At 71.2% G+C, this 24402-nt stretch carries 20 protein-coding genes; 9 read left to right on the forward strand and 11 right to left on the reverse strand.

Annotated elements, in window-relative coordinates; genetic code table 11:
- Positions 1-111: 111 nt before the first annotated feature.
- Together KVY00_RS13975 and KVY00_RS13980 are read left to right on the forward strand one after the other, a co-directional pair.
- On the forward strand, positions 112-525 hold the full coding sequence (locus KVY00_RS13975; protein WP_223043475.1) for a hypothetical protein: 414 nt from the start codon (positions 112-114) through the stop codon (positions 523-525).
- Positions 526-568: 43 nt separating this feature from the next.
- Entirely contained in the window at positions 569-2977 is a 2409-nt protein-coding gene (locus tag KVY00_RS13980; RefSeq protein WP_223043476.1) for a DEAD/DEAH box helicase, read from the forward strand.
- A 345-nt stretch (positions 2978-3322) separates the two neighbouring features.
- Here the strand turns inward: KVY00_RS13980 and KVY00_RS13985 are convergent, their stop codons facing one another.
- From KVY00_RS13985 to KVY00_RS14020, 8 genes are all read right to left on the reverse strand, one after another.
- A complete protein-coding gene (locus tag KVY00_RS13985; protein ID WP_255572657.1) occupies positions 3323-4564 on the reverse strand; it encodes a tyramine oxidase subunit B in 1242 nt (413 codons plus the stop codon).
- 56 nt (positions 4565-4620) lie between these two features.
- Positions 4621-4977, reverse strand: a complete 357-nt coding sequence (locus KVY00_RS13990) for a nuclear transport factor 2 family protein (RefSeq protein WP_223043477.1) — start codon at positions 4975-4977, stop codon at positions 4621-4623.
- 108 nt (positions 4978-5085) lie between these two features.
- Positions 5086-6501, reverse strand: a complete 1416-nt coding sequence (locus KVY00_RS13995; protein ID WP_223043478.1) for an aldehyde dehydrogenase family protein — start codon at positions 6499-6501, stop codon at positions 5086-5088.
- Positions 6502-6533: 32 nt separating this feature from the next.
- The gene (locus KVY00_RS14000) at positions 6534-7862 is read right to left on the reverse strand and encodes a multidrug effflux MFS transporter (RefSeq protein ID WP_255572658.1); all 1329 of its coding nucleotides are present in this window, start codon (positions 7860-7862) and stop codon (positions 6534-6536) included.
- Positions 7859-8884: an alpha/beta hydrolase gene (locus KVY00_RS14005; protein WP_223043479.1), complete on the reverse strand. Its 1026-nt coding sequence runs from the start codon at positions 8882-8884 to the stop codon at positions 7859-7861. Before KVY00_RS14005 ends, KVY00_RS14000 begins: the two co-directional genes overlap by 4 nt.
- Complete coding sequence (locus tag KVY00_RS14010) at positions 8877-9902, reverse strand: alpha/beta hydrolase (protein ID WP_223043480.1); 1026 nt, start codon at positions 9900-9902, stop codon at positions 8877-8879. The genes KVY00_RS14005 and KVY00_RS14010 overlap by 8 nt, the downstream gene beginning before the upstream one ends.
- Positions 9903-9907: 5 nt before the next feature.
- Positions 9908-10870 carry an aldo/keto reductase gene (locus KVY00_RS14015; protein ID WP_223043481.1) on the reverse strand — a complete coding sequence of 321 codons (963 nt, stop codon included), beginning with the start codon at positions 10868-10870 and terminating at the stop codon, positions 9908-9910.
- Positions 10871-10897: 27 nt separating this feature from the next.
- Complete coding sequence (locus KVY00_RS14020; protein ID WP_223043482.1) at positions 10898-12037, reverse strand: zinc-binding dehydrogenase; 1140 nt, start codon at positions 12035-12037, stop codon at positions 10898-10900.
- Between the two features lie 179 nt (positions 12038-12216).
- Here KVY00_RS14020 and KVY00_RS14025 point away from each other — a divergent pair, with 179 nt between their 5' ends.
- Entirely contained in the window at positions 12217-13689 is a 1473-nt protein-coding gene (locus KVY00_RS14025; RefSeq protein ID WP_223043483.1) for an amidohydrolase, read from the forward strand.
- Positions 13690-13884: 195 nt separating this feature from the next.
- Here KVY00_RS14025 and KVY00_RS14030 read toward each other — a convergent pair whose 3' ends face one another.
- On the reverse strand, positions 13885-14661 hold the full coding sequence (locus KVY00_RS14030; RefSeq protein WP_223043484.1) for an SDR family NAD(P)-dependent oxidoreductase: 777 nt from the start codon (positions 14659-14661) through the stop codon (positions 13885-13887).
- Between the two features lie 120 nt (positions 14662-14781).
- Here KVY00_RS14030 and KVY00_RS14035 point away from each other — a divergent pair, with 120 nt between their 5' ends.
- Entirely contained in the window at positions 14782-15807 is a 1026-nt protein-coding gene (locus KVY00_RS14035; protein WP_223043485.1) for an aldo/keto reductase, read from the forward strand.
- Between the two features lie 223 nt (positions 15808-16030).
- Positions 16031-16954 carry an endonuclease domain-containing protein gene (locus tag KVY00_RS14040; protein ID WP_223043486.1) on the forward strand — a complete coding sequence of 308 codons (924 nt, stop codon included), beginning with the start codon at positions 16031-16033 and terminating at the stop codon, positions 16952-16954.
- Positions 16955-17060: 106 nt separating this feature from the next.
- Here KVY00_RS14040 and KVY00_RS14045 read toward each other — a convergent pair whose 3' ends face one another.
- Complete coding sequence (locus KVY00_RS14045) at positions 17061-17783, reverse strand: alpha/beta fold hydrolase (RefSeq protein WP_223043487.1); 723 nt, start codon at positions 17781-17783, stop codon at positions 17061-17063.
- Positions 17784-18033: 250 nt separating this feature from the next.
- On the opposite strand from KVY00_RS14045, the gene KVY00_RS14050 reads away from it, so the two are divergent.
- The 3 genes from KVY00_RS14050 (at position 18034) to KVY00_RS14060 (ending at position 21535) form a co-directional block, all read left to right on the forward strand.
- The gene (locus tag KVY00_RS14050; protein ID WP_223043488.1) at positions 18034-19008 is read left to right on the forward strand and encodes a methyltransferase family protein; all 975 of its coding nucleotides are present in this window, start codon (positions 18034-18036) and stop codon (positions 19006-19008) included.
- A gap of 110 nt (positions 19009-19118) precedes the next feature.
- Positions 19119-20369 (forward strand): phosphotriesterase family protein, encoded by a 1251-nt coding sequence (locus KVY00_RS14055; RefSeq protein WP_223043489.1) that lies wholly within the window; start codon positions 19119-19121, stop codon positions 20367-20369.
- Positions 20366-21535, forward strand: coding sequence for a phosphotriesterase family protein (locus tag KVY00_RS14060; protein ID WP_255572659.1), 1170 nt, complete (start codon positions 20366-20368; stop codon positions 21533-21535). The genes KVY00_RS14055 and KVY00_RS14060 overlap by 4 nt, the downstream gene beginning before the upstream one ends.
- Before the next feature lie 44 nt (positions 21536-21579).
- Here the strand turns inward: KVY00_RS14060 and KVY00_RS14065 are convergent, their stop codons facing one another.
- Positions 21580-22170 (reverse strand): TetR/AcrR family transcriptional regulator, encoded by a 591-nt coding sequence (locus KVY00_RS14065; RefSeq protein ID WP_223043490.1) that lies wholly within the window; start codon positions 22168-22170, stop codon positions 21580-21582.
- 279 nt (positions 22171-22449) lie between these two features.
- On the opposite strand from KVY00_RS14065, the gene KVY00_RS14070 reads away from it, so the two are divergent.
- Positions 22450-24366 (forward strand): bifunctional metallophosphatase/5'-nucleotidase, encoded by a 1917-nt coding sequence (locus KVY00_RS14070; RefSeq protein ID WP_223043491.1) that lies wholly within the window; start codon positions 22450-22452, stop codon positions 24364-24366.
- Positions 24367-24402: the final 36 nt, after the last annotated feature.

Here is a 24402-nt window from a genome sequence, read left to right on the forward strand (position 1 = left end):
GAGTGCGAGCTCGACCGGCGCGGCCCGCCCGGTGTAGCCTCGATCGGAAGCCCGTCGCCGTGGGCGAACGCCCATGCGACCGTTATGACGTACAGCACGAGGAGAACCGCTTTGACCGGAACCGGCCCGACATCTGCATCCGACGCACGGCTGCTGCGCTTCGACGTCAGCGACCGCACTCCGATCGAGGGTGCGCGCGAACTCGCCGAAGAGCTGGAGCGGGCGGCGGAGGACGGCCGTTTCGCCGCGGTGATCGAGCTGCCCTCGGTCGTGAGCAAACTGCGGCTGCTGGGCAGCGCCGCAGAGCTCGTGCGCATCGCGAAGCGGATGAAGCCGCTGCTGCAGCAGAACTGCCTCGGGCTGGCCGTGGTGCTGTCGGCGGAATCGCAGGCCGCGAATGCCAAGGCGATCCGCAAGGGCATGAGGTTCTGGGGCGGCCCCTCCCGCGTCACCGACGACCCCGCGAAGGCGGTGCGCTGGGCGGAGTCGTGGATCGCGGAGGGCGGACTCACAGCCGGGAGTTGAGCCCGTCGGCGCGGCGTCGAAGAATCCGCGGTAAGCTTGTATGATGACCAATTCTGAAAACGTCGACGCAGGCGAGCCCATCGAGACCGCCACCGACGTCGCCTCCACCGAGGCTGCTGTGCCGGCTGAGACCCAGCCCGAAGTTCCCGCGGAGGCCGATACCCCGGCCAGCCCCGCTCCCGAGACCGATTCCACCGCCGAGGCTTCCGCCGATTCCGCGCCCGAGGCTTCCACCGATTCCGCCGAGCAGACCGAGGCCGCGGACTCGCCCGCCGAGAAGCCCGCCGAGGCGTCCTCGAAGCAGGCCGAAGCTGCCGCCGAGAAGCCCCGCACCACCTTCGCCGACCTCGGGCTCCAGCCCGACGTGCTGCGCGCCATCACCGATGTCGGCTACGAGAACCCCTCGGCCATCCAGGCCGCGACGATCCCGGTGCTGCTCAGCGGCCGCGACGTGGTCGGCCTCGCGCAGACCGGTACCGGCAAGACGGCCGCGTTCGCGCTGCCGATCCTCTCCCGCATCCAGCCGGGCCTCGGCGTGCCGCAGGCCATCGTGCTCGCACCCACCCGAGAACTCGCGCTGCAGGTCTGCGAGGCCTTCGAATCGTACGCCTCGCACCTGCCCGAGGTGCGCCTGCTGCCCGTCTACGGCGGCCAGGCCTACGGCCAGCAGCTGAGCGCGCTGCGCCGCGGCGTCGATATCGTCGTCGGCACGCCGGGGCGCGTGATGGATCACCTGAACCGCGGTTCGCTCGACCTCTCGCAGATCAAGTACCTCGTGCTCGACGAGGCCGACGAGATGCTGAAGATGGGCTTCGCCGAGGACGTCGAGACGATCCTCGCCGACACCCCCGCCGAGAAGCAGGTCGCGCTGTTCTCCGCGACGATGCCCGCGCAGATCCGGCGCATCTCGCAGCAGCACCTCAACGACCCGCAGGAGATCAAGATCGCGGGCAAGACGCAGACGAGCTCGAGCATCACGCAGCGCTACACCGTGGTCTCGTACACCCAGAAGCTCGACGCGCTCACGCGCATTCTCGAGGTCGAGGAGTTCGACGGGCTCATCGTCTTCACCCGCACGCGCGGCGACTCCGAGCAGGTGGCCGAGAAGCTGCGCGCCCGCGGCTACTCGGCGGCGGCCATCAACGGCGACATCCAGCAGGCGCAGCGCGAGCGCACCGTGCAGGCGCTCAAGGATGGCAAGCTCGACATCCTCGTCGCGACCGATGTCGCCGCGCGCGGCCTCGACGTCGAGCGCATCAGCCATGTCATCAACTACGATCTGCCGATCGACACCGAGAGCTACGTGCACCGCATCGGTCGCACCGGCCGTGCCGGCCGCAGCGGTGACGCGATCAGCTTCGTCACCCCGCGCGAGCAGCGCCTGCTCAAGGCGATCGAGAAGGCCACCAAGCAGCCGCTCACCCAGATGCCGCTGCCGCGCGTCGAGGAGGTCAACGCCACCCGCCTGTCGCGCTTCGACGACGCCATCACGGCGGCGCTCGACGAGACCAAGCGCATCGAGGCCTTCCGTGACATCATCGACCACTACGTGCGGCACCACGACGTTCCCGAGGCCGACGTGGCCGCGGCGCTCGCCGTCGTCGCCCAGGGCGACACCCCGCTGCTGCTCACCGAGGCCGATGACCGCAAGTTCGAGCGCGATCGCGCTCAGGCCGCGCGCTTCCTCGAGGACGGCTCGCGGGGACGCGACCGGAACGATCGCGGCGACCGGGGCGACCGTCGGGAGCGCGAGGATCGCGGCCCGCGTGCGCGCCGCGATGACCTCGCGATGTACCGCCTCGAGATCGGGCATCGCCAGAAGGTGAAGCCCGGCCAGATCGTGGGCGCGCTCGCGAACGAGGGCGGGCTGTCGCGCGACGACTTCGGGCGCATCCAGATCCGCGACGAGTTCACCCTCGTCGAGCTGCCCAAGCAGCTGCCCGCCGACTCGCTCGACAAGCTGGCGCAGACCCGCATCAGCGGCAAGCTCATCGACATGTCGCTCGACAAGGGCGGCTCGAGCGGTCGCGACCGGGGCGATCGCGGTGATCGCGGCGATCGTTACGACCGCGGGGGTCGCAATGATCGGTACGACCGCGGGGATCGCGGAGACCGTTCGGGCGGATACCAGCGCCGCGACCGCGACGATCGAGGCGGCTACGATCGCAACCGAGGCGGCTATGATCGCGGCTCGCGCGACGATCGCGGTGGTTACGACCGGGGCGGCTACGACCGCAGCCGCAACGATCGTGGCGATCGCGGGTACGATCGTGGCGATCGCGGGTACGATCGTGGCGATCGCGGCAACCGCGGTTGGGACCGCGGCGACGACCGCCGGGGCGGGGGAGACCGCTGGGATCGCAACGACCGCCGTGACGGCGGTCAGCGCGATGGCGGTCAGCGCGACCGCGGCGGCAACCGCGCCGACGGTAAGCGCAAGCCTCGCTGGTAGACGCGGGTCTTACTGACTGCACGCTCGGGGCCGGACGCATCGCGTCCGGCCCCGAGCGTTTCTACGGGCGTTCGGGCGGACCCCGGCTTAGTCAGCGGGCTTTCGGCCCCGGCCTCGGCCCCCGTGCGCTTCATGTACGCCGAAAGGCGGATTTTGCACGCTGAACCCCGAGATTCCGTGCAAAACCCGCCCTCGGTTGGGTAAGCCAGGGGCAGGGGAGACCAGAGGGGCTGGAGGCGGAGCGTGCTGCCGGAGCGCAGCGGATGCGCGCGGCCCCGCGGCGCAACCCCGGCCCCGCGCCAGCCCTCGAACGCCCGCCAGCCCCCGGACCCGCGCCGGCCCACCCTACGAGAGCGCCGGCGAATCCCAGAGCCGCAGCCTCGTGCCGATGCCGCGCTCGATCGCGTTGCGGTAGACCTTGGTCGCCCACGCGACATCCTGCACCGGAATGCCGCCCGTGCCGAACACGAATACCTCGTCGTCGTGCTCGCGTCCCCGGGTGAGGCCGGGGATGATCTCGCCGAGGTCCTCGAACCGCTCGGCCGGCAGGCTCCCGGCACGCACGCGCTCGACGAGGTGCACGCCCCAGAGCCCCACCGTCTCGTATGCGGGAGCGGGCACCTCGTCGGCCCACACCTCGTAGATGCGCCGGGCGTCGACGACGTGCCGAGCCCGCTCGACCAGTGCCTCGTCGAGGGCGAGGTGCGCGGGGCAGAAGATGAACGCGCCGGGCTTCACCCACTCGTTGACGACGAAGGGATAGTGCTCGGACCCCGAGGGGCTGGGCACCGCGATGCTGACGATATCGGAGCCCCTTACCGCGGCCTCCATGCTGTCGACCGCCACCACCGAGGCGACCGCGGGGAACTGCTCTCGCGTCCAGCGGATGAACCCGTCGACGTCGGCCTGCACGATGCCGTAGACCTTCACCTCGTCGATGCCGGGCCGCACCGCCATGAAGGCCTCGAACGAGGCGCGGTTGATCGGTCCCGGTCCGACGACGCCCACCGTGCGGGTGTCCTCGCGTGCGAGGTATCGCGCCCCCACTCCGGGGATCGCGCCGGTGCGGTAGGCGCTCAGCAGGTTCGCCGACATGATCGCGAGCGGCGCCCCGGTGTCGGTGTCGTTGAGGGTGTACATGAGGATCGAGCGGGGCAGACCCCTCTGGCGGTTCTCGACGTTCGATCCGTACCACTTGCACCCCGTCGCGCGGTAGTCGCCCCCGAGATAGGCGGGCATCGCCATGAAGCGGCGGTCGGGGCCGTCGGCGGGCATGCCCGGGAACTCCGGATCGGCCGGGAACGACAGCATCGCTCCGTGCGAGAGGCTGTCGGCGCCGGCCAAGCGGTAGTCGCCCCGGGCGAACAGCTCGAGCACGTCGGTCATGGTGTCGACGCACGCGGCCATGTCGGTCACGCCGGCGGCGATCATGGCCGGTTCGTCGAGGTAGAGGAAGTCGAGGCCCGCGGAGGGCGGGGCGGGGCTGCCCGGCGAGGGTGGCACGGAACCGGGCGCGGAGGGCGGGGCGGGGCCGCCCGCAGAAGCAGCAGCGGGGTCGCTCGCCGAGGGGGCGCTTTCGACGGTCACTGTGCTCCTTCGGGCGGGGTGAGGAATGGGAGAAGAGTCCCGGCGCGGCTCGCCGCTCAGACCGTGGTGAAGACCTTGCTGGTGATGCGCCACACCCCGTCGCGCTTGATGAGCCCGAAGTGGTTGCGGAAGTCGGCGCCGAGGAAGCCCCGCTCGTCGAGTACGGCGTGGGCGATGTCACCGGTGACGGTCACGCTGTGGATCTCGGAGGAGTACTCCGGTCCCGCGGGCGCGGCGGTCGCCACGACGTTGTCGGCGAACTCCGCTCCGCTCATCGTGGCGTAGTCGGGCCCGAGGTAGCCCCACATGATCGCGTTCGGATCGAAGGCGTCGCGCACGACCGCGGGATCGGCTGCCTTGCACCCGTCGACGTACTTCTGCACTGCGGCCTCGACCGCTGCTGCTTCACTCATACTGTTCTCCTGCTCATAACGGGAAGACGAGGGGAGGTCTCGCACGGCGACGAGACGACGGCGGGCGCGGTACTCGAGCGAGCACCGCGCCCTTTCTCGAGCCTCGGGTCAGCGTCCGCTGATCACCTGGGGCTCGGCGACGGCCTTGAGGCCCTCGACACCGAACTCGCGGCCGTAGCCGGACTTCTTTGCACCGCCGAAGGGCACCATGGGGTGGAGCCCGCCGTGCGAGTTGATCCAGGTGGTGCCGGCCTGCAGGCGGCCCGCGACCTCGAGCGCCTTGGCGCGATCCTGCGTCCAGACCGAGGAGCCGAGGCCGAACTCGAGCTCGTTCGCGAGGCGGATCGCCTCGTCGAGGTCGGTGTAGCGGATGATGGGCAGCGCCGGCCCGAACTGCTCCTCGACGACGAGATCGTTGTGGGGGTCGATGTCGGCGACGATGGTGGTCGGGTAGAAGTTGCCCGGGGCCTCGCGGTCGGGCTCACCGCCGAGCACCACGCGGGCGCCGGAGGCCTTGGCTGCCTCGACGAGTCGGTCGACGGTGTCGAACTGGTTGCGGTTCTGCAGCGGGCCGAGCACGTTGTTCTCGTCGAGCCCGACGCCCATCGGCACGTTCGCGGCGAACTTCGCGAGCTCGTCGACGACGGCGTCGTAGACCGAGTCGTGCACGTAGAGGCGCTTGAGCGCGGCGCAGGTCTGGCCGGTGTTGATGAATGCGCCCCAGAAGAGCTCCTCGGCGATCGCGGCGGGATCGACGTCGGGGAGCACGATGCCGGCGTCGTTGCCGCCGAGCTCGAGCGTGAGACGGGTGACGTTGTTCGCCGACGCCTCGATGATCTGCTGGCCGACCGGGGTGGAGCCGGTGAACATGATCTTGCCGATCTTCGGGCTGCGGGTGAGCGCATCGCCCACGGTGCGGCCAGGGCCGGTCACGATGTTCAGCACGCCCTCGGGCAGCACCTGGTTCATGACGGCGACGAGCGCGCGCACCGACAGCGCGGTGGTGTCGGCCGGCTTGATGACGACGGTGTTGCCCATGCGCAGCGAGGGCGCGATCTGCCAGATCGAGATCATCATCGGCCAGTTCCAGGGCGAGATCGCGCCGACGACGCCGATGGGGCGGTAGTGCATCTCGGCGTACCCGGACTCGTCGTCGACGAGGACCTCGACGGGCAGCGGGGTGTCGGCCGCGGTGCGGGTCCAGGCCACGCAGCCGCCGACCTCGAAGCGGGCGTTCGGGCCGTTGAGCGGCTTGCCCTGCTCGCGCGAGAGCAGCTCGGCGAGCGCCTCCGACGACGCCTCGATCTTGTCAGCGGCACGGTGCAGGTACGCGCTGCGCTCCTCGTCGGAGAGCGCGGCCCACGCGGGCTGCGCAGCCTCGGCCTTGTCGATCGCGGCCTCGAGATCCTCGATCGACTGCTTCTGCACCTTGCCGATGACCTCGTCAGTGGCCGGGTTGACCGAGTCGCGCGTCTCGCCGTCGGTGGCGACGACCGCCGCGAGCAGGCTTTCGTAGGTTTCCATGGATCCTCCAGGTCGAATACCGCTAGGTGTTCTCAGCGTAGCTTCCCCGCCTCATCGGGGCTTGACTCGTGCGGTGCCCCCGTTGTCTCTGAGGGAACAGTCGCCGGGGAGGGGGCAGGATCGGTCCCCGGCGCTTCACGGGCGAGTCGTCGGACGGCGAGCCAGCCGATGAGCGCCGCCGCCGCGGCGCCCGCCGCGATGCTCGTCGTCATGGTTGCGGCCGAGCTGCCGGCGAGCGCCGATACCACCGGTGCCGCGACGGCGCCGGCCGTGAACATGGCCATTCCCAGCAGCGCCGACGCGGTGCCGGCTCGCGACCCGTGCCCGCCGAGCGCGAGCGCGGTGCCGTTGGGTCCGCCGAGCCCCGCCGCCCCCAGGTAGAGCGCGAGCAGCGCGATGAACACGGGCGCCGGCGCGCCGAGGAGCGTCGCGATGAGCAGCGCGAAGGCCGCGGTCGCCCCGGCGAGCTGCCCGGTGAGGTACATGCGGGCCGTGCCCAGCCGCCGCACGAACACCCGACTGACCTGCGCCCCGCCGAGCTGCGACAGCGCGTTCATCGCGAACACCAGGCTGAAGAGCTGCGGGGTGAGCCCGAACTGCCCCTGCAGCACGAAGCTCGACATCGAGAGGTAGGAGAAGAAGGCCGCGCCGCTCAGGCACGCCGCCAGCATGAGTGCGACGAACAGCGGATCGCGCAGCACCACCGAGGCGTGCGACACCGTGGTGCCGAGCACCCCGCCGGCGTGCCGCCCCGCCTCGGGCAGCGATTCCCGCAACCCGAATACCGCGACGAACACGAGCGCGGCGCCGATCCCCGCCAGCACGAAGAAGATGCCGCGCCAGTCCATCACCCGGGCGAGCTGACCCCCGATCACGGGCGCGATGATCGGGGTGAGCGAGGTCACGAGCGCGAGCAGGGACAGCATGCGCGAGAGCTCGACGCCGTGGAACAGATCCCGCGCCACGGCCATGCTGATCACCACGCCGGCCGATCCGGCGAGCCCCTGCAGGAGCCGCGCCGCGAGCAGCACCTCGATCGTCGGCGCGATCGCGCACACCGCCGAGAGCACCGAGAAGAGGATCACCCCGACGACCAGCGGTCGCTTGCGGCCGAAGCGATCGGAGAGCGGGCCGGCGACGAGCTGCCCGATCCCGAGCCCGATCATGCACACCGACATGGTCGCCTGCGCAAGCGCATCGGAGGTGCCGAGTGATTGCGCGAGCTGCGGCAGCTGCGGCAGGTAGAGATCCATCGAGAGCGGGCCGAAGGCCTCGAGCAGACCCAGCACGAGGGTGATCCGCAGCAGCCCCATCGGCCGGGTGGGGGAGGATCGCGCGCTCCGTCGCCTCCGCGCGCTCATCGGGCGAGGATCCGGCGCCACCAACTGTCGCGGGCGTCGTTCGCGGCGCGCGACACCGCGGCGTCGGGTGAGAAGCCCGTGAAGCCGTGGTACCCGCCGGACCAGACGTGCAGTTCGGCCTCTCCGCCCGCGGCCCAGATGCGGCTCGCGTAGTCGACGGACTCGTCGCGGAAGACCTCCGCTGAACCGACCTCGATGAACGCCGGGGGCAGACCCGAGAGGTCGGTCGCCCGCGCGGGAGCCTGGTACGGGTGCACGCGCTCGCCGCCGCGGTCGGCCCCGAGCGCGGCGTCCCAGCCGGTGTCGTTATTGTTGCGGTCCCAGGCGCCGATGCCGTCGTACTGCCATGCCGAGACCGTGGCGTTGCGGTCGTCGATCATGGGGCAGCCCACGAGCTGTCCGGCGAGCGCGGGGCCGCCGCGATCCCGCGCCATGAGCGCCACCGCGGCGGTGAGGCCGCCTCCGGCCGAGGCTCCCGAGACGACGATGCGATCGGGATCGACGCCGAGCTCCGCGGCGTGCCGCGCCATCCAGGCGAGCGCTGCGTAGCAGTCCTCCGCGGCGGCGGGAGCGGGGTGCTCGGGGGCGAGACGGTACTCGACCGCGACGCCGACGGTGCCGTAGCGCTCGGCGAGATCGATCAGCTCGCCGGTGCCGAAGAAGCGCGTGCCGAGCACGTAGCCCCCGCCGTGGATGCCGAGCACGCCCGGGCGGGTCTCTGTCAATCTGCGCGAGGAATCGCTGGGACGCACGATCGTCACCTCGACGTCGGGCGCGCCCGCGGGGCCGGGGATCGTGCGGTGCTCCCACTCGACCGCCCTGCCGTCGGCCTGCGCCTCGATCGGCGGGATGACGGTCTCGAAGTGCGCGCGGTTCTCGAGGATCGTGTGGGCCCGCAGCGGGATCCGCTCGACGAGATCGAGGAAGAAGGCGAGCCCGCTCTCGAGTTCGGGATCGTAGGGCACGGGAGCGGGGCGGCTCGCGGGCTCGGGCGCCCGGTAGAGGGAACCGGTCTCAGGCATCGCCGCCTCCGCTCAGCACGCGGGAGATCCATGAGTCGCGCGACGCGAGCGCGGCCCGACTGATCTCGGTGTCGGGCATGTACATGTCGAAGCCGTGGCATCCGCCGGACCAGACGTGCAGCTCGGCCTGTCCGCCGGTCTCCCAGATGCGCCGCGCGTAGTCGACGTCCTCGTCGCGGAACATCTCGGCCGCGCCCACCTCGATGAATGCCGGCGGCAGTCCCGAGAGGTCGGCCGCCCGCGCCGGAGCCGCGTAGGCCGGAGCCTCGGGCGAGTAGGCGAGCTCCTCGCCGAGCACGCACTCCCACGCGAGCAGGTTCGCATCGCGCGCCCAGGTGCCGATGCCGTCGTACTGCAGGCTCGACACGGTCGAGTTGGTGTTGTCGAGCATGGGGCACAGCAGCAGCTGGCCCGCGATCGCGGGGCCGCCGCGATCCCGCGCCATGAGCGACACCGCCGCCGCGAAGCCGCCGCCCGCGCTGCCGCCCATCACGATGAGGCGATCCGGATCGGCGCCCAGTTCGGCCGCGTGCTCCGAGACCCAGCGGGTCGCCGCGTAGTTGTCCTCGGCCCCGGCGGGATACGGATGCTCGGGGGCGAGCCGGTACTCGACGTTGACGCCGACCACACCGTGGCGTTCGACGAGATCCACCACCCGGCCGTGCTCCCAGGAGCGATGCCCGACGATCATGCCGCCGCCGTGGAAGTTCACGAGCACCGGTAGCGGGCTCGGCCCGCGATCCGCGGGAGCGAACACCGTGATCTCGAGATCGGGTGCGCCCTCCGGCCCGGGGATCAGCAGTTCTTCGGCGGTGACGGGGCGCCCCGCGACCAGCTCGGCGCCGCTCGAGAAGGCCGGCCCGGCGCCGGGCTCCCGCATCGCGGCGAGCGTGGCGCGGCTCAGGCCCGGCTGGGGCGATGCCGCGAGCGCCTCGAGCGCGGGCAGCAGCTCGGGATCGAACGGGACAGGGGCGACGCTCGGGGCGCCGTGTGCGATCGGACGGTTCGGGGTGCTCATCGCGCTCACGGCCCTTCCGGATCGACGAGGCCGCGATCGGCCCAGAACGGTTCGACGCGGGCGCGGATCTCCTCGGCGCCCACGCGCTCGAGCAGTTCCAGACTGCCGAGGTTCGCCTCCAGCTGCGCCTCGCTCGAGGTGCCGAAGAGCGTCGTCGCCGTCGCCGGGTGCGTGAGCGTGAACGCGATCGCGAGCTGCGCGGGGGTGCCGCCCAGCTCCTCGGCGAGCTCCACGAAGGCCGGCACGTCGTCGATGATGCGCTGGCGGATCCCGCCCGGATCCCGACCCACCATGCGGTCCGTCTCGACCTTGCCCGCGAGGTAGCCGCCCTCCATCACGTCGGAGGCCTGCATCGAGAGCCCCTGCTGCCACAGCCGCGCGAACGGTTCGCCGTCGGGGATCGAGCGGCGCGAGACGCTGTACTTGAGCTGCGCGATCTCGGGGCGGGCGACACCCTCGGCCTCGGCGATGTCGAGCAGGGCCTGCACGTTCGCCGCCGACCAGTTGTTGACGCCCCACGCGCGGATCAGGCCGTCCCGGCGCAGCTCATCAAGGCTCAGGGCGATATCGCGCAGCTCCACGTCGTCGCGACGCAGATCGCCGAGGATCACGAGGTCGGCGTGGTCGTCGCCGACGCGGAAGAGGGCGTTCTCGAGCTGCGGGCGGAATCCGCGATCCGCGTCCCACCCCTCGAGCCACAGCTTCTCCGAGAGCAGGTAGTCGTCGCGGCGCACACCCGCGGCGCGGATGATCGCAGAGAACAGCACGTCGGTGAACGCCGGCGGCATGCCGGGGGCGCCGTAGACGCCCACGTCGAACAGGTTGACGCCGCGGTCGATCGCGGTGCGCACCATCGCGACGGCATCCTCGAAGTGCATGCGGTCGTAGATGTGCCAGGAGCCGAGCGCGAAGATCGAGGTCTCGAGGTCGCTCAGTCCGATGCGGCGGCGGGGGATCGGGGTGTTCATGTCAGGTCCTTTCAGTGGAGTCGCGGATCAGGCGGCGTCGATCCGCGGATCGATCACGGCCTTGACCTCGCCCAGACGGTGCATGTTCGCGATCCTGTCCGAGGCCTCGGACAGGCCGCAGGGCGCGGAGAACAGCTCGTCCCAGGGGAAGCGGTCGGCGAAGGTGCGGAAGAACTCGATCGAGCGGTAGTAGTCGGAGACGTCGCCGTTGAGCGACCCCACGACGGTGAGCTCCTTGCCCATGACGGTCGAGAGCGGGAACGGGTCGCCCGCGGGGCCGGTCGAGCCGACGATCGCCACGGTGGCGCGCTGCGCCGCCATGGCCACGGCCTCGGGTCCGATACTCGGGGCGCCCGCGAAGTCGAGCACGAGATCCGCGCCCTGCCCGTCGGTGATCTCCATGACCCGCGCGATCGTCGCCTCCGATCCGCCGGGCTTGCCGTCAGCCCCGGGGGCGCCGATGTCGACCGTGTGGGTCGCGCCGAAGCGCTTCGCCAGCTCGAGCCGCGCGGCGGGCGCCCCGACCGTGACGACGGTGCCGGCCCCCGAGATGCTCGCGACGGCCGTGGCGAACAGGCCCAGTGCGCCCGAGCCCTGCACGACCACGCGCGATCCGGCGCGCACGCCGCCCGCCCGATCGAAGGCCCGCAGCACGGTCTTCGCCGCGCAGCCGGCCGCCGAGGCCCACGTGTCCTTCACCTCGGCCGGCAGCCGCAGCTTCTGGGCGCCGGGGGTGACGTAGGCGTAGTCGGAGAGCCCGGCGGTGGCGTAGGGCGGCACGTCGCTGCGCTGCAGGAAGCCGTAGCCGCGCTTGGAGCAGGCGTTCGGCTGGCGCAGCACGGTGCAACCGAAGCACTCGCCGCACACCGACTCCGACCAGCCGAGGCGGTCCCCGACCGCGATGGGCTCGCCGAGGGCGTCGGTCGTGCCCTCGCCGACCGCGACGACCTCGCCGACCATCTCGTGCCCGAGCACCATCGGCAGCATGCCGGGGAAGCTCATCTTGCCCGCCCAGATCTCGATGTCGGTGCCGCAGAGGGTAGTGCAGGTGATGCGCACGAGCGCCGCGCCGGGTTCGATGCGCTCCGGCAGAGGCAGGTCCTGCATCTCGAGGGGGCGCCCGTGCTCGGTGAGCACCGCGGCGCGGGTGGACGTGGGGATCGTCATCGAATGCTCCATTCCGTGGGTGTCGGCATGGCGTCGTTGCCCGACTGCCGAGGATGTGGTTTTATTCTACATACGTTGACCCAAACGGGAAGCCCGATTCGCCGATGCGATGCAGGCGCCGAACCGAGAGTCGCGAAATCGCGAGGTCGCGAGAGAATTCATCGAGACGGAGTGCATCCATGGCGCAGTGCAGTGACACATCCTCGGGCGGGGCGTGCGAGCCGGGCGAGGTCGCCCCCTCCGTCGCGGCCGGTCGGGCCGACCTCGTGCTGCGCGGCGGAACCGTGCTGACCATGACCGAGGGGAGCGGCGGCGCAGGGGCAGGCGCGGGCGACCGCGCCGAGGCCGTCGCGGTCGTCGGCGGGCGCATCGCGGCCGTCGGATCCGACGCCGAGATCGAGCCGCTGATCGGCCCCGGCACCCGGGTCGTCGAGCTCGCGGGCCGCGCGCTGCTGCCGGGCATCAACGACTCCCACCTGCACGCCACCTGGCTCGGCGCGCGCTGGCCGCACACGTTCTTCGGCGCTCCGGATCCCGAAACCGCCGCGAAGGTGAGCGGGATGCTCGCGCCGGATCGGGCCTCGCGCCGCGCCGCGATCCTCGCTGCCGGCCGCATGCTCTCCGAACTCGGCATCACCAGCTACACCGAGCCCGGCATCGGCCCGGGGGAGGACGACGGCGAGACCGGGTGCTTCCACAGCGAGGTGCTCGACGTCTACCGCGAGCTCGCCGCGGCCGGCGAACTGCGCCAGCGGGTCACCATGCTGGCCCTCTACGGAGTGCTCGACGGCCCGTGCGACGTCGACACCGTGCTCGCCGGCATCCGCGAGCGGGCGGCAGCTGATCCCGAACCCGATCCCGCGTGGCTCAACGTCCCCGGCGTGAAGATCTTCGGTGATCTCATCCCGCTCTCGCGCCAGGCGTGGACCTCGCACCCCTACGACGACGGCACCCACGGCGACCTGCTCGTGCACGGCGACACCGTCGAGCAGAAGGCCGAGCGGCTCGCCGAGATGATCCGCGCGGCCCACGCGGCGGGCCTGCAGATCGGCCTCCACGCCACCGGCGACCGCACGATCCAGGTCGCGCTCGACGCGATCGCCGAGGCCGCGGCCGTGCCCGGCGCCCCCTCGTCGCACGAGCTCGGCCACGTCATGATCCACGGCGACCTCGCGACCGAGGCCCAGGTGCGGCGCATGGCCGAGCTGGGCGTCTGGCTCAATACCCAGCCCGGCATCGCCGCCATCACTCGCGACTGGCTCGCGAGCATGATGGGCGACGCCGTGGCCGACAGCGCCTGGCAGCTCGGCGCCGCGCTCGACGCGGGTGTGCTCGTGCTCTCGTCGGACTCGCCGATCCTCGGATTCGACTGGCGGCGGTGGATCGCCGACGCCGACGCCCGCATCGTCGCGATGGGCGGATCAGCTATGCCGGAAGCGGCGCGGGACCGCCTGCATCGGCTGCTGCGCGCCTACACCGCGGTGCCCGCCGCGCAGGACCGCGCCGCCGCGTGGAAGGGCACGATCGAGACGGGCAAGGTCGCCGACCTCGTCGTACTGGCGCGCGACCCCTTCGAGGTCGGCGCCGCGGCGCTGCCCGAGGTGCCCGTCGATCTCACGGTGCTCGACGGGCGGGTCGTGTTCGAGCGGTAGGCGGCGCGCTCTCGTGTGCGCCGACGCCGACGCGGACTCCGACGCCGATGCCGACGCCGACGCGGAGTCCCATCCTGCTGATATTCCTCGGGTGGAAGCAGCAGTTCGGGACTCCGCGTTTTCGTGCCGGTGTCGGTGCCGGTTCGGGTGCCGGTGCAGGTGCCGGGTGCAGGCGCGGACACCGGGTGCCCAGGCTCAGGTGAGCAGCTGGCCGCCGTCCACAGCGAGACTCACTCCGGTGATGTGCCCGGCGTCGGTGCTCGCCAGGAACACCACCGAGGGTGCGATGTCGGTGGTCTTCGCGAGGTCGCCGAGCGGGATCCGGCTCGACCAGGCCTCGCGTGCCGCCGATCCCTCGGGCATCCCCATCTCGAGCATCGGCGTGAGCACGGGCCCTGGGGCGACCGCGTTGACGCGGATGCCGTGGGCGGCCAGCTCGATCGCCGCCCAGCGGGTCACGGAGTCGACCGCTGCCTTGCTCGACTCGTAGGCGCCCATGCCCGGGGTCGGCTGGCGTCCGCCGATCGATGAGATGTTGACGATCGCGCCACCGCCGCCGGCCGCGATACGGTGCCTTGCGAACGCCTGGATCATGTTGAAGGTACCGATCACGTTCACTTCGAGGATCGAGCGGTAGGCGTCGGGTTCGAGCTCGGTCACAGCTCCGTGCACCGACAGGATCCCGGCGTTGTTGACGAGCACGTCGACGCCGCCCCGCTCGGCGAGGTCGTTCAGCGCGGCGGCGACGGCTGCGGCGTCGGTGATGTCGAGCGCGAGGGCCTCGGCGCCGAGTTCCGGTGCCGCCGCGGTCACCGCTGCGGCATCGCGATCGGCGAGGATCGCGCGGTCCCCGGCGGCGATGAAGGCCCGGGCGATGCTCTGCCCGATCCCGCCGGCGCCGCCGGTGATGAGGACGGTGCGGGGTTCAGCGCTGCCCGGGCTGGGGGTGGGGGTGGGCGCGGATGAGGTCACGGTGACTCCTTCGTCGGTCGGATGCGAGAGTGGATCGTTCGCGATTTATATTATACGATCGTAGAAAATAAACGGCAACGGCTCGGCGGAGCCGAAGTCTCGAACTGCGAGGAGGCGGTTGTGGAGTTCAACGGCAAGGTTCCCACTCGGAAGCTCGGGCCCGGCGGGCCGGAGGTGCCGGTCTTCGCGCTCGGCTCCTGGAATATCTGGGACCGCATGGAGGCGGCGGATCGCCGTGCGCTGATGAGCCGGGCCGTCGAGGCGGGATCGGCGTTCTTCGACGTGGCCTACTACAACATGGGGCCGCATGCCGAGGCCTCGCGCACCGACCTGCTCTTCGGTGAGACGATTCGGGATCTCGGCCTTGCGCGCTCCGACTATCAGCTCTGCGGCAAGCTCTGGCTGTGGGAGTACCCCGATACCGGCTTCGCGAGCCAGATGGATGTCTCGCTCGAGCGCATCGGCGCCGGGGCCGGCGGACCCGAGAGCTTCGACACGGTCGTCGTGGGCGACTTCATGGGCGACATCGATATCGCCCAGGTGGTGCGCGACGTGCAGGCGGAGATCGACCGCGGCAGCTTCGCCAGCTGGGGGGTCAACAACTGGCCGGCCGAGTCGCTGCAGCTCGCGCTCGACACGGCGACCGCCGAGGGGCTGACCCCGCCGAGCTTCGCCCAGCTCAAGTACGGGCTCGTGCGCCGCAGCATGGCCGAGGGGGAGTTCTACGGGCGCTGGTTCGAGAACGGCACGCTCGCGCTGCAGGCATCGGACGCCTTCGAGGGCGGGATCCTGGTCGGCAAGCTCAGCCCCGCCCGCAAGATCGGCGCCGACGTCGGGGGGATCCGCGAGCGCATCGTCGCGGCCTACCCGCGCGTCGCCGAGATCGCCGCATCGTTCGACGCGACGCCCGCGCAGCTCGGCATCGCGTTCTGCCTCGCGAACCCCGCGACCGCGAACGTGCTCTTCGGGGCCTCGAGCGTGCGGCAGCTCGACGACAACCTCGGCGCGATCTCGCTGCTCGATCGCGTGGGCGCGCAGCGGATCCGCGAGGCCACCGCGGAGCTCTGGCTCGACCGCGAGGTGCGGGCAGACGGGGTCTGGGAGTCCCCTGCGCCCCCTGCGTCACCTGCGCCCCCTGCCGCGTAGGGGTGGACGCCCGCCGACCCTCCCCATGGATCGCGGAGTCTCAAATTGCGGGGTCGAGGGCGGGGTAAGCCGCAGATTGACACTCCGCGATTGAGGGGTTGGGGCGGATCGAGCGTGCGGTACTTCGCTCACATCTGGCCGAGATCGACCGGATGATTCGAATCGACCCGGGATGCGGTGGATAACCCGTTCCAGGCGCCGACGCCGGGGCAGGATGCTGGGCATGCCTCGCGATCCCTCACCCCTCCCTCCGCACCTCGCCGGTGCGCCGTTCACGGTGAGCGCTGCGCTCGCGTCAGGGGTGCCGCCCCATCGGCTGCGATGCGGAGACCTGCAGCGGGAGTTCCACGGCGTGCGAGCACCTCGCTCTGAACTGCGGGGGCTGTCGGATCGCTGCCGCCTGCTGCTGACGGGCAAGCCCGAGAACTGGGCCATCGGTGGAGCCACCGCGGCGCGGCTGCACGGGCTGCCCCTGCCGAGAGAGCTCGAGACCGACACCCGTCTGCACGTGGTCGCGATCGGCGGTGCGAACGCTCCCGACGGAAGGGGATTGTGCGGTTCGCGTACGAAACGCGCGCTGCCGGTCGTGATGAAGAACGGAGTGAGGGTGCTCGCTCCGGAGTATGCCTGGGCATCGCTGGCGGGGCTGGTGTGGAGCGACGTGGCACTGCTCGTCGCCGGCGAGCGACTGTGGGATCGATTCGAGCCGCTGGTGTCGGTCGATGCCGTCGATGCCATGCTCGGAGACCTGCGCAACTGGAAGGGCATCGCTCGTTTGAGGGCGGCCAGGGTCCGTATGATGCCGGGTACGCACTCACCGCGGGAGACGCGGCTGCGGCTTCGTCTCGAGGACGACGGGGTGCCGACGGGTGTTCCGAACGGGCGGATCGAGCTCGTGGGTGGTGAGGTGTTCTACGGCGATCTCGTGCTGTACGAGTACCGGCTGGTCTTCGAATACGACGGCGAGTATCACGGGGAGGAAGCCCAACGCGGGCGAGACGCGAGGCGTCTCAACGCGCTCGGCTCCGAGGGGTGGCTGCCGGTGTGCTTCACGCGATACGACAGCTTCAGCAGTCAGCTGCGGCAGGCGCGCCGGGCGCTGCGCTCACGGGGTTGGTATCCCACCGGAGAAAACGCGGAGTCCTGAATTGCGGGTTCGGGTGGTGGTGATCCCGCAATTCGGGACTCCGCGTTTCCTGGGGGCGGGGGAGGATGACTGGGGAAGGTGAGGGAGATGTGTAAGGGTACTGCGCTTATCCCTTGAGGAAGCGGATCGCCGCCTCCCTGAACTCCGTGCTGTCGAGTGCACCGCGGTGGTCTCCGGGCACGCGTGTGAGGGAGCCGTCGGGCAGCGCGTCGGCGAGATCCTCGATGCCCTGCGTCATCTGGTCGTCGCTGCCGGCGACGAGCAGCGTGGGCACGGCGGGGGCCGCGGACTGCGGCGCGAAGGGTTCGCTGGCGAGGCCCGGGATCAGCCTGGCGAGCGACGCGGTGTCGCGGCCCGGCGCGGAGATCATGCCGGCCATCATCCCGACGAGCGGGTTGCCGGGCTCGGCGCCGGCGAGGGCCGCGTCGAGTTCGGCGGGATCCACCGCGGTGAACGGCTCGAGCGGGCTCACCCCTCCGAGCACCATGCGCCGCACGCGGGGCGAGGCCGCAGGCAGCTCCCACGCGAGCCTGCCGCCGAGGGAATACCCGATCACGTCGAATGCGCCCTCCGGGGCGATGCCGGAGACGCTGTCGAGGATCGCGGCGACCACCGCCGAGGTGGTGGCCTCGGCGGAGGACTCGACGGCCGGGCTCTCGCCGTGTCCGGGGAGGTCGATCGCGATGACCGAGCGCCCGGCCGCGTTCAGTGTCTCGGGCCAGCCGGTCGCGAGGAAGTCCTCGGCGGCGCTCGACGCGAAGCCGTGGACCAGCACGACGGGCGGCAGGTCGCTCTCGGGTACGGGGAAGTGGTGGGCTGCGAGAACCATTGGAAAGCCTTTCGACGGTGAAGGGTGGGGTCTGGGGGAGCGGGCCGGGGCGATCGGCGCGATCCCGCATCGCACGGTTCGGGATCGCGGCAGTCGGCGATCCCGAACCCCGTTATTTTCTATGGTAGTAGAAAATAAGCCATCGGGCGCTGGACTTTTTATGTCTACGTCTGTAGAGTTTCCGCAGGCCACACCACGGACACCGTCGTCCCGCTCGCGGGGCGGCCCTGAATCGCAAGGAACGACTCGCATGACCGCAACCCCCTCCCGCATCGTCGACATCGCCATCGGATTCATGGGCGCGAAGCAGCTCGACGCCGCGGCTCGCATCGGCCTCTTCAAGGCGCTCGCCGACGGGCCCAAGAGTCTCTCGGAGCTCGCCGCCGCCACGCAGCACGCGGAGCGCCAGGTGCGCACCCTCGCCGACGCCATGAACAGCCTCGGCCTGCTCGGGCGCGAGAACGGCGTCTACTCCCTCGCCGAAGACGCCGAGAAGTACCTCTCGGGCAAGGGCGAGATCGACCTCACCCCGTTCATCGCCTTCCTCGGCGACATCAGCTACAAGCAGTGGCTCGGCTACGACAAGACCGTCGACACTGACGAGGCCGGCACCCTCGACCTCGACGAGGCGGGCTGGGCGTTCTTCCTGAACGGCGTGATGACCTACAACGCCCTGCACGCCGAGCAGTTCGGCGAGGCGTTCGACTTCTCGCAGTACCGCGATGCGCTCGACTTCGGCGGCCTCGCGGCCGGCTTCTCGATCGTCGCGATGCAGCAGAATCCCGAGCTGAAGACCCGCTTCGTCTACGCCCCCGACATGTCCGGGGGCATCGCCGAGGCCGCGGCGGCAGCGGGGCTCGCAGACCGCGTGACCGTCGAGGAGGGCGCCACCGAGTCGACCGAGCCCGGCGGCGAGCACGACCTCGTGCTGCTGACCCACGTGCTGCACCGCTTCGACGAGGCCCAGAACCGCGCGATCCTGCGCGCATCGCGGGGCGCGGCCGCCGAGGGGGCGACGCTCATGCTGCTCGACTTCTTCCTCGACGAGGACGAGACGCAGCGCCCCATCGACGCGCTGCACGCCGGCGAGTACTTCAACATCGATGGCACGGTCGTGTACCCGATCGCGCAGGTGGAGGGTTGGCTCGCCGAGACCGGCTGGAAGGCCGAGCGCCTCGTCGCGCTGCCCGGCAGCCCGCGCGTGCTCGTCGCGACCGCGGTCTGAGCGCGGACGCGGGAGCGGGCATGCGCCGCGAGCTCGCAGCGCATGCTCGCAGCGGGATATGAGGCTCGGGCGTGCATGACCCGGGGTGTGAACGCAATGGAGGATCGCGGATGCCCGTCATCGAGACCGTGCTGGGAGCCGTCGACGCGGCACCGCTGCGCACCGTGCTCGCAGCCGAGACCCTGCTGTGCGCCCCGCCGCAGCAACGCGGCAACGCAGGTCTGCCGGCCACCGACGCGGAGTTCGCGCGTGCGGCGGTGAGCATGCCGATGCTCGGCCGGCTCATGCTGGGCGCGCCCAACATCGACGACCGCACGCTCGTCGCCGCGGACGCCGAGGGCGCGCTCGACACGCTCGCAGCGGCGACGGGCGGGCAGAACGGCGACGAGGGCGGCGATGCCGCCGCGACCGCGGTGATCGCCCTCGCCGGATTCGGCTCGACCGCCGACCGCGCCTCGCTCGCGTGCCTGAGCCGCGCGAGCGGGATCGCGATCGTGCGGGGCGTCGACGGTCGAGCCGCGGGGGCCGACGGCCGACCAGCGCGCGACGACGAAACCGCGCCCCACGGCGGACTCGCACCCCGCGACGACCCAGAGGCCGCGGGGGAGAGGATCGCGGTCGAGCTCGAGGAGTTCAACGCCGGCGTCGTGGGGGCGATCCCGCTGCCCGGGGCGGCGCAGGGAGGGGATTCGGGATCCGGCGCCTCCTCGGCCGCACCCGACGCCGATCGCGCGCTCCTCGCCGCGGCCGCCGCCGCTGCGCATCGAGCCGGGGCGGCGCTCGTGCTCGCCCCGCGCACCGATCCCTGGGCCGTCTCGCAGGGGCTCGCCGGCGGTGTCGGCGACACGGAAGAGCGAGCGGCCCGCGATACCGTGGCCCTGTTCGAGGAGGCTCTCGAGGTCGCGGAATCCGCGGGCCTCGACCGTTCGCGCGTCATCCTCACCGGGGCCGCGGGCCTTGTCTGCGACGCCTCCGGGGCGGGCGCGGATCACGGCCGCCTCGATGCGCTCCTCGACCTCGGTGCGGCGATCTGCTTCGACCAGCTGGGGCGGATCCCGAACGTGCGCACGATCGTCTCGGACCACGACATCGCGGTCGCGATCCTGCGCGCCGCCGAGCGGGGAGCGGCGAGCCGGATCCTGCTCAGCTGCGGCATACGCAACAAGCACCGCCTCGCGTCGTACGGCGGCAACGGGCTCGAGTTCGTGCCGCAGCAGTTCCTGCCATATCTGCGGATGCTGGGCGCCGACGACGCGCTGGTGCGCGCCGTCGGCGGCGGGAACGCTCTGCGCCTGCTCGCGCGCGAACCCGCGCGGGCCGGGGAGCACGACGACGAGACGACTCGGGGAGCGAACGCATGAGTGCGAACGGCGCGATCGGCCGGGGCGGCCCCGCGGGCATGAGCCGCACGGGCGGCGGCCCGATCCCGAACTCGGACGGGTTGCCGCCGATCCCGAACCTCTCGGGTCTCGTGCAGACCGTGCTCGGCCCGCTGCCGCCCGAGCAGCTCGGCCCGACGCTCATGCACGAGCACATCTTCCTCGACATCCGCCGCCCGGCGCACACGCCGAACCCGCGGCCGGGGGAGTGGGACGAAGCTGCCCGGGATCCGCTCACCCTCGACGCGCTCGCCGCCGTGCGCCGAGGCCGCCCCAACATCGACAACGACGTGCTCGGCGACTTCGACACGGCGCTCGACGAGGTGGGCGATTTCGCCCGCCAGGGCGGCGGCACGATGGTGGAGGTCACCCCGAACGGCGTGGGCCGCGACGCCCGGGCGCTCGCGCGACTCAGCCGCGCCTCGGGCCTCAACATCGTGATGGGCGCCGGCTGGTACCAGAAGGATCTTCACCCGGCCGGCTTCTCCGACCGCAGCATCGACGATCTCGCCGCCGAGATCGTGCGCGACATCGTTCTCGGCGTCCCTGACGCGGACGGTCGGAGCACCGGGATCCGCTCGGGCATCATCGGCGAGGTCGGCGCCGAGGGCGATCCCGTCGACCCCGAGGAGATGCGCAGCGTGCGCGCCGCCGGGCGGGCCTCCGCTCTGACGGGCGCGCCGATCACGCTGCACATGGGCGGTTTCGGTGAGGCGAAGCTTCGGGTGCTCGATGCGCTCGAGGAGGAGGGCGCGGATCCGCGATCCGTCGTCTTCGGGCACGCCGGCACTATCGCCGACGACATGGATCTCGCGCGGCGGCTGCTCTCGCGCGGGGTGACCGTCGAGGCGGACTTCCTGGGCACGACCGGGAGCCCGTGGGGCACGCTCTTCCCGTTCACCGACCGTTCGGTGGCGCGCGGCTTCGCGCAGCTCGTCGCCGAGGGATGGGGATCGCAGCTCGTGCTCGGCGGGGACGTGTGCCAGAGGGTGCAGCTGCGCCGCTACGGCGGGCACGGCTACGGGTACATCGTCGACCACTTCCTGCCGACGCTCGAGGAGTTCGGCGTCGCCCCCGAGGCGCTCGACCGCATGATGGTCGAGAATCCCGCGCGAGTGCTGACGTTCCGGGAGCCGCGCGAGGGCTGAGCGCCGCTGAGCTGCGCGAGCCGCAGGAGAGTGGGCGCCGCCCCTCAGGGCTTGCGGAGCCGCGCGATGAAGTCGGTCACCTGCGCGTCGAGCACGGCGCTGTCGAGGTGCTCGGGGCTCACGACGCGGGTGACGGTCGCGCCGATGTTCATGAGCACGATCTCGCTGACCAGCTGCTCGTCGGGGGTCTCGGTGACGATGTCGCCGTCCTCGCGCCCCTCGCGCAGGTACTGCATGTACCCGGCCTTCCAGCTGGTGAGGTGCTCCCCGTAGTCGTGATCGATCTCGCTGCTGAAGGCGCAGCGCTCCCAGAACGAGAGCAGCACGCGCGCGGCGGTGGCGTCCTCGTTGGTGGGCAGCGTGTAACGCATCGACATCTCGAGCGCTTCGATGCCGCGTTTGCCCGCGACATGCTCGGCGAGACGGCCCTGAATGCGCGACAGCGACCGCTCGTAGGCGCCCTCGATGATCGCGTCCTTGCCAGAGAAGTAGTGCTTCAGGGCGCCGTTCGCGAAGCCGGCCCGCGACGCGATCTCGCGCATGGTGGCCGCCTCGATGCCGCCCTCCACGATGAGCTGCCACGTGACGTCGACGATCTCCTTGCGGCGCTGATCGTGGTCGATGATCTTCGGCATTGAGAACCTCTCCGGCGAGTTCGAGTTTTCTCCTCCATTGTAGACGAAAACGGCGGCGCGCTGCGGAGCGTGGGAACGCCCCGGATCCGCGCCCTCCTCTCGTGAGCGAGGCGCTTGATCCTGCGATCGAGATGACGCGTACGGCCCCTTGCGGGCGCTGCCGGGGGCAACAGGCGTGATCTCGATCACGGGCGCCTCCCCCACCCGCTGTGCGCAGGAGTGCAATGCCGGTGCGTCGAAACCCTAGAGGTCGCCCGCACCCTGGCCTAGCATCAGGGGATGCTTCAACGGAGAAGAACCTCGCAGAACCTGATCATCGGAACCGCGGCTGGGGCAGCCGCGCTGCTCCTGGCGGCTGCACCCGCAGCGGTGGCGGAGGAACCCGCCGCCGATCCCGCGTTCACGGGCACCGTCAGCATCGTGCACATCAACGACGTGCACTCGAACGTGTTCGAGGGGGAGCCCGGCATCGGCTACGGCCGTGCCGCAGCCTACGCCGCGCAGGTGCGCGCGGAGAATCCCGACACGCTCTTCCTCGACGCCGGCGACGTGTTCGCGGGGAACCCGTACTCCGCGATCGACGAGGGAGCCGGCCTCGTGCCGGTGCTGAACACCCTCGATCTCGACGCGATGACGGTGGGAAACGCCGAGTTCACCTACGGCTCGTCCGTGCTCGAGGAGCGGCTCGGCGCGTTGAACTACCCGGCACTCGGGGGCAACATGATCTACCGCGCCGACCGGCGGCCGATCGCCCCGACCACCACCACGGTCGACCTGCCGAACGGCATGACCGTCGGGATCGTCGGGGTGACCACGCCCTCCTCTGCGCTCATGGGAGCCGACGATCTCGCCTACGTCGACGCGATCGAGGTGGCGCGCCAGGGCGTCGCCGAGCTGCGCGCGGCGGATGTCGACCTGCTCGTGGGCCTCGTGCACCTGGGCGAACTCGACGCGGAGATGTCGAGTCCGAAGCTCGCCGAGGCGATCCCCGATTTCGACGTGATCATCGACGGGCACAGCCACACGGCGTTTCCCGAGGGGCTCGTCGTGAACGGCACGCTCATCGCGCAGGCCGGGGGATTCTCGGAATACATCGGACGGGTCGATCTCGATCTCGTCGACGGCGGGGTCACCGGAGTGGAGGCGCAGCTCAGCGGTCTCGAGGATCTGGCCGGGCTCGCTCCGAAGCCCGATACGCAGCAGGCGCTGGATCAGATGCGGCAGAGCGCTGATGAGCAGTTCGCGGAGGTGGTCGGGTCGACGCTGGTGCCGCTCGACGGCAATCGCTCGCTCGTGCGCACCGGAGAGGCCGCCGTCGCCAACATGTTCGCCGACGCGGTCAGGGAGGCGACCGAGGCGGATCTCGCGTTCCTCTCAGCCGGGTACGTCGGAGGCCAGATCGAGCCGGGCGACATCACGCGCCGTCAACTCTTCGAGATCGCGCGGGTCGACACGAGCATCATCACCAAGCGCATGACGGGGCAGCAGATCCTCGACTACATCGAGCGGTGCGTGCGGGAGTATCCGAGGGAATCGGGCGAGTTCATCCACGTGGGCGGTGGAGGCTACTCCATCGACGTCGAAGCCGAGCGCCGCGTGCACAGTGTGACGGTCGACGGTGAGCCCATCGGCCTCGACACGAGCTACCTCGTGGCGCTGCCGAAGGGCGGCGGCGAGTTCCCCGGTGCGATCGACGCCGAGACCGTGGCGGATCACGGCTCGGCGACTCCGATGCTCGAGGCGTACCTGCGGGCGCACAGCCCGGTGTCGCCCGAACTCGAGGGGCGGATCGCCTTCGCGCCGACCCCGGGGCCCGGCGATAGCGATGCCGGTGCCGACTCGGGCGCTGAGGGCAGTGACGCGGGCGGCGGACCCGAGAGCGACAGCGATGCCGGTGCGGGATCGCCGGACGGCAGTGCGCCGGGGGATGCCGACGCGAGCGGGCAGGCGACGGCGGGATCCGAAGCGGCTGCCGATTCCGGTGCGGGTGCTGGCGCTGGATCCGACGCGGATGCGGACAGCCGGGAGAGCGGCGGCGCCTCGGATGGCCCGGCACCGTCCGCTAAGGGCGACTCGGAAGTCGGACTCGCGAGCACCGGCTCCGAGGGTTCGGGCGTCGTGCTCGGGTTGGCCGGGATCGCGGTACTCGTCGGGGGCGCCGTGCTCGGCCTGCGTGCGAGGGCGGTGCGCCGGTAGGGGCCGGCCCGACACGAGGTCAGGGATCCACCGCCC

Source organism: Leucobacter tenebrionis, assembly GCF_019884725.1.
Classification (GTDB): Bacteria; Actinomycetota; Actinomycetes; order Actinomycetales; family Microbacteriaceae; genus Leucobacter; species Leucobacter tenebrionis.

What these genes read in the sequence shown, in the direction of transcription:
- KVY00_RS13980 (WP_223043476.1), top strand. Translation starts at nt 569, where the DNA reads ATGACCAATTCTGAAAACGTCGACGCAGGCGAGCCCATCGAGACCGCC.
- KVY00_RS13990 (WP_223043477.1), bottom strand. Translation starts at nt 4,977, where the DNA reads ATGAGTGAAGCAGCAGCGGTCGAGGCCGCAGTGCAGAAGTACGTCGAC.
- KVY00_RS13995 (WP_223043478.1), bottom strand. Translation starts at nt 6,501, where the DNA reads ATGGAAACCTACGAAAGCCTGCTCGCGGCGGTCGTCGCCACCGACGGC.
- KVY00_RS14000 (WP_255572658.1), bottom strand. Translation starts at nt 7,862, where the DNA reads ATGAGCGCGCGGAGGCGACGGAGCGCGCGATCCTCCCCCACCCGGCCG.
- KVY00_RS14005 (WP_223043479.1), bottom strand. Translation starts at nt 8,884, where the DNA reads ATGCCTGAGACCGGTTCCCTCTACCGGGCGCCCGAGCCCGCGAGCCGC.
- KVY00_RS14010 (WP_223043480.1), bottom strand. Translation starts at nt 9,902, where the DNA reads ATGAGCACCCCGAACCGTCCGATCGCACACGGCGCCCCGAGCGTCGCC.
- KVY00_RS14015 (WP_223043481.1), bottom strand. Translation starts at nt 10,870, where the DNA reads ATGAACACCCCGATCCCCCGCCGCCGCATCGGACTGAGCGACCTCGAG.
- KVY00_RS14020 (WP_223043482.1), bottom strand. Translation starts at nt 12,037, where the DNA reads ATGACGATCCCCACGTCCACCCGCGCCGCGGTGCTCACCGAGCACGGG.
- KVY00_RS14025 (WP_223043483.1), top strand. Translation starts at nt 12,217, where the DNA reads ATGGCGCAGTGCAGTGACACATCCTCGGGCGGGGCGTGCGAGCCGGGC.
- KVY00_RS14040 (WP_223043486.1), top strand. Translation starts at nt 16,031, where the DNA reads ATGCCTCGCGATCCCTCACCCCTCCCTCCGCACCTCGCCGGTGCGCCG.
- KVY00_RS14045 (WP_223043487.1), bottom strand. Translation starts at nt 17,783, where the DNA reads ATGGTTCTCGCAGCCCACCACTTCCCCGTACCCGAGAGCGACCTGCCG.
- KVY00_RS14050 (WP_223043488.1), top strand. Translation starts at nt 18,034, where the DNA reads ATGACCGCAACCCCCTCCCGCATCGTCGACATCGCCATCGGATTCATG.
- KVY00_RS14055 (WP_223043489.1), top strand. Translation starts at nt 19,119, where the DNA reads ATGCCCGTCATCGAGACCGTGCTGGGAGCCGTCGACGCGGCACCGCTG.
- KVY00_RS14060 (WP_255572659.1), top strand. Translation starts at nt 20,366, where the DNA reads ATGAGTGCGAACGGCGCGATCGGCCGGGGCGGCCCCGCGGGCATGAGC.
- KVY00_RS14065 (WP_223043490.1), bottom strand. Translation starts at nt 22,170, where the DNA reads ATGCCGAAGATCATCGACCACGATCAGCGCCGCAAGGAGATCGTCGAC.
- KVY00_RS14070 (WP_223043491.1), top strand. Translation starts at nt 22,450, where the DNA reads ATGCTTCAACGGAGAAGAACCTCGCAGAACCTGATCATCGGAACCGCG.